We start from the raw sequence: 4,401 nt of genomic DNA on the forward strand, positions 1-4,401 counted from the left end.
CCTAATATGGTCGGACGCTTGAGATGTGTTAAAGCGACTGCCAGCGGCCAGTGGAACGCACAGACGGGCAGGCCAAGTTGCAGCACCCGGTCGCCCGGGCCGAGCGGGTGGGCCGCCTGGAGCTCGCGCACCCGGCGGTCGGCCTCGGCGTGGGTGAGCCGGACGGCGTCCGGGCGCCCGCCCGGACCGTACCCGACGCACAGCAGGTGCTGCGGCGTGAGCGCCCGGGGCGGGTCGGTGGCCAGCTCGCCGTCCACGTCCAGCCCGGCCAGCGCCTCCGGCACCCCCTCCCCCAGCACGCAGACCGGCGCGGTCTCCGCGAGCAGCCGCTCCCGGCGTCCGGGCGCGTCCGCCGGGTCCAGCGGCAGGTACGCCGCGCCGGACTTGGCCACCGCGAGCAGCGCGGTCAGCAGCTGCGCCGGGTGGCGGGCCGGCGCCAGGCCGACCACCGCCCCCGGCCGGGCGCCGCGCGCGGCCAGGGCGCGCGCCAGCCGGTTGGCCGCGGCGTTCAGGTCCCGGTACGTGACGACCGCGCCGCCCGCGAGCAGCACGGCGGGGGCGTCCGGGGTCCGGGCCGCCTGCGCCTCGACCGGCCCCACGACGGTGGTCGGCGGGTACTTCGCCGCCCGGTCCGTGCGCGGGGGCGCCTGCGGCCCGGCGGCCTCCAGCAGCACGGCCTCCATCAGGCCGCGCCGAGCAGTGCGGCCCAGGCCTCGACGGCCGGGCGCTCGGCCAGTTGCACGAACGCCACCTCGGCGCCCTCGGCCCGCCAGCGCTCGGCGAGCGCCATCAGCCGGACCGAGTCCAGGCCCCAGTCGGCCAGGTTCTCGTCCAGCGGGACGTCCGCCGGGTCCTCGCCGAGCAGGTCGGCGACCTCGGCCCGGATCCGCTCCACGGTGAAGGCCATGCCCGTCACTTCCCTTCCAGCATCGCGAGGACGGCGTCGGTGGTGGTGACCTGCCCGCAGCGGCCGGCCACCCAGGACAGCGCCGCGCGGTGCTCGTCCGGGCCGAAGTCGGCGACCGCGTCGGCCACCACGAAGGCCGGCAGGTCGCGCATCCAGGCGTCGCAGGCGGTGGCCTGCACCCCGATGTGCGCGTACACGCCGGTGATCACCAGCTGGTCCCGGCCCTGTTCGCGCAGCAGCCGGTCCAGGTCGGTGCGCACGAAGGCGCTGTACTTCCACTTGGTGAGCAGCGTGTCGCCCGGTGCGGGGGCGACGGCGTCGGCGATCGCCGTCGCGCGCGGGTCGTCCGGGATGCCCGGGCCCCAGAAGTCCTGCTGGAGGCCGCGTTCGGCCGGGCTCTGCCCGCCGGGCTGGGCCGAGTAGAGCACCGGCATGCCGTGGGCGCGCGCCGCCTCGGCCAACCGGCCGACGTTCCCGAGGAGTTCGGGCACCGGCGCGGCGGCGGCGTCGAAGGCGTCCAGGAAGTGGTTCTGCAGGTCGTGCACCAGCAGCACGGCGCGGTCCGGGTCGACCGTCCACTCGACCCGGTTGGCGGGCAGTTCGGTGGCGGCGGGCAGGGGATAGGAGGGAATGCGGGGCAGGCCCACGGTGGTCTTTCCTTCAGTGAGTAGGGAGTGCGGCCGCGATGGCGGCGCGCAGGTCCTTCTTGCTGACCTTGCCGATCCCGGTGGCGGGGAAGGCGTCGACGAACTCGACCCGGTCCGGCACCTTGTACTCGGCCAGTCCGCGATGGCGTACGAAGCGCTTCAACTCGATGCTCTTCGGCGGCTGTTCGCGGTTCTCGGCGCGCAGGACGACGTAGGCGCAGGTGCGTTCGCCGAGGTAGGGGTCGGGCATCGACACCACCGCCGCGTCGTGCACGGCGGGGTGGGCGAGCAGGTGGTTCTCGATCTCCTCGGCGGCGACCTTCTCGCCACCCCGGTTGATCTGGTCCTTGGCCCGGCCCTCGACCACCAGGTGGCCGGTGGGGGTGCGGCGGACGAGATCGCCGGTGCGGTAGAAGCCGTCGGCCGTGAAGGAGTTGGCGTTGTGCTCGGGCGCGTTCCAGTAGCCGCGGATGGTGTACGGGCCGCGGGTGAGCAGGTGGCCGGTGACGCCGTCGGGCAGGTCCTGGTCCTGGTCGTCGACCACCCGGACCTCGTCGTCCGGGGAGATCGGCCGGCCCTGGGTGGTGGTGATCAGCTCCTCCGGGTCGTCCAGGCGGGTGTAGTTGACCAGCCCCTCGGCCATCCCGAACACCTGCTGGAGCGTGCAGCCGAGCACCGGGCCCACCCTCCGGGCGGCCTCGGCGCTGAACTTGGCGCCGCCGACCAGCAGCACCTCCAGGCTGTCCAGGCCCCCCGCGCCGGGGCCGCCCGCGTCGCGCTCGGCGGCGTCCAGCCAGAGCAGGGCCAGCGGCGGCACCAGCCCGGTGATGGTCACGCCCTCGCGCTCGATCAGCGGGAAGGCCGTCTCCGGGTTGGGCCGCGGGCACAGCACCACCCGGCCGCCCGCGTACAGCGTGCCGAGCGAACCGGGCGAGCTGAGCGGGAAGTTGTGGGCGGCGGGCAGCGCGCACAGGTAGACGCTGTCCTCGTCGACCGCGCACAGCTCGACCGAGCCGCGCAGCGAGTAGATGTAGTCGTCGTGGGTGCGCGGGATCAGCTTGGGCACACCGGTGCTGCCGCCGGAGAGCTGGAGGAAGGCGACGCTCCCGGGCTCCGGCTCCTCGGCCGGACCGGGCCCGTCGCAGGGCACGTCCGCCAGCCGGAGGTGCTCGCCCGGGTCGTCCCCGGCCACCAGGACCAGCCGCAGCGCCGGGCTCTCCGCCTTGACCCGGGAGGCCAGTTCGCGGTAGTCGAAGCCGTTGTCGACGGCCGCGACGACGTAGCCGGCCGCCCCGGTGAAGGAGCAGAAGTAGCCGATCTCGGTGGCACGGTGGGCGGGCAGCGCGAAGACCGGCAGCGCGCCGATCCGGAACAGCGCGAAGACCACCTCGAAGAACTCGGCCACGTTGGGCAGTTGGACCACCACGCGGTCACCGCGCCCGATCCCCCGGGCGAGCAGCCCGGCGGCCATCCGGTCGGCGCGGCGGTCGAGTTCGGCGTACGTCCAGCGCCGCCCCTCCCCCGCCGGGTCGACGATCGCGATCCGCTCGCCGTGCGCGGCGGCGCGCTCGCGAAGCATCCGCCCGAAGGTCTCGCCGCGCCAGTACCCGGCGGCCCGGTAGCGCTCGGCGAACTCGGCGGGGTACGGGGTGAAGGCGGACTCCTGAAGGGAGACCTGGTCCACAACGGAGAACTGATCCTGCATCAGAAAACTCTCCGGCGCCGTCACTGCGACACCCCCGCGGCGTCCAGGAAGGTACGGAACTTGGCGCTGGTCTCGGCGAGTTCGTCCTCGGGCCGGGACCGGTCGACGACGCCCGCGCCCGCGTACACCCGCAGGGTCCGCTCGTCCGCCTCCGCGCAGCGGATGGTGACGACCCACTCGCCGTCGCCGTCCGCGTCACCCCAGCCGACCATGCCGGTGTACAGGCCTCGGTCGAAGGGCTCGACCTCGCCGATCACCCGCCGGGCGACGGCCGTCGGCGTGCCGCAGACCGCCGGGGTCGGGTGCATGGCGGTGGCCAACTCCAGGGCGGAGACCGCCGGATCGGCCAGTTCGCCGGTGATGGTGGTGGCCAGGTGCCACATCGCGGCGGTGCGCACCAGGGTCGGCCGCGCCGGCACGTCCAGGGTGCGGCAGTACGGCGCCAGCGCGGCGCGGATCGCGTCCACCACGACGGCGTGCTCGTGCAGGTCCTTGGGCGATTCCAGCAGCGCGGCGGCGCGCCGGACGTCCTCGCCGAGGTCGGCGCTGCGCGGCACCGAGCCGGCCAGCGGGTTGGCCAGGACGGCCGTTCCGCGCCGGGAGACCAGGAGTTCGGGGCTGGCGCCGATCAGCGTCCGCCCGCCGCCGGCGGGGACGGCGAAGGTGTAGCCGCCCGGGTCGCGGCGGCCCAGCCGCTGGAGGATCGCGGGCAGGTCCAGCGGGCGGTCGGCGCTCAGCTCCAGCGTGCGGGCCAGCACGACCTTGCTCAACTCGCCGCCGCGCAGCCGCTCGACGGCCGCCGCGACGCCCGCGCCGTACGCGGCCGGCTCGGGGATCGGGCGCACCTGCCAGTCGACCGGCTCGGCCGGCGGCGCGGGCAGCGCGATCAGCGGGTCGTCGCGCAGCGCCCCGGCTCTGCGGACTCTCTCGGGGACGGCGAGTTCGACCCGGCTGTCGTGGTCGAACGCCACCGCGCCGACCACCAGCGGCCGTTCGACCCCGGCGCGACGGGCCTCGGCCAACGGCGCGGGGGCCCGGGCCGGGGGGGGGGGCGGGGGCGGCGGGGGGGGGGGGGGGCCCCCCGGGGGGGGGCCGGGGGGGGGCGGGGGGGGGCAGTAAACCCACGAGGCGCCCGGCCCCGA

5 protein-coding genes are annotated in these 4,401 nt (G+C 75.6%); all 5 read right to left on the reverse strand.

Annotated features, from left to right (window positions below; genetic code table 11):
- A partial coding sequence (locus ACFV6I_RS22075) for an AMP-binding protein (protein WP_380427170.1) occupies positions 1-683 on the reverse strand: 683 nt, incomplete at its 3' end.
- Complete coding sequence (locus tag ACFV6I_RS22080) at positions 683-907, reverse strand: phosphopantetheine-binding protein (protein WP_063349844.1); 225 nt, start codon at positions 905-907, stop codon at positions 683-685. The genes ACFV6I_RS22080 and ACFV6I_RS22075, both read right to left, overlap by 1 nt.
- A gap of 5 nt (positions 908-912) precedes the next feature.
- Complete coding sequence (locus ACFV6I_RS22085) at positions 913-1,554, reverse strand: isochorismatase family protein (protein WP_363366835.1); 642 nt, start codon at positions 1,552-1,554, stop codon at positions 913-915.
- Positions 1,555-1,567: 13 nt separating this feature from the next.
- Positions 1,568-3,259: a (2,3-dihydroxybenzoyl)adenylate synthase gene (locus tag ACFV6I_RS22090; protein WP_380427172.1), complete on the reverse strand. Its 1,692-nt coding sequence runs from the start codon at positions 3,257-3,259 to the stop codon at positions 1,568-1,570.
- A gap of 20 nt (positions 3,260-3,279) precedes the next feature.
- The gene (locus ACFV6I_RS22095; protein WP_380427174.1) at positions 3,280-4,281 is read right to left on the reverse strand and encodes an isochorismate synthase; all 1,002 of its coding nucleotides are present in this window, start codon (positions 4,279-4,281) and stop codon (positions 3,280-3,282) included.
- Positions 4,282-4,401 lie beyond the last annotated feature (120 nt).

The sequence above is a fragment of the Kitasatospora sp. NPDC059803 genome, from assembly GCF_042732255.1.
Classification (GTDB): Bacteria; Actinomycetota; Actinomycetes; order Streptomycetales; family Streptomycetaceae; genus Kitasatospora.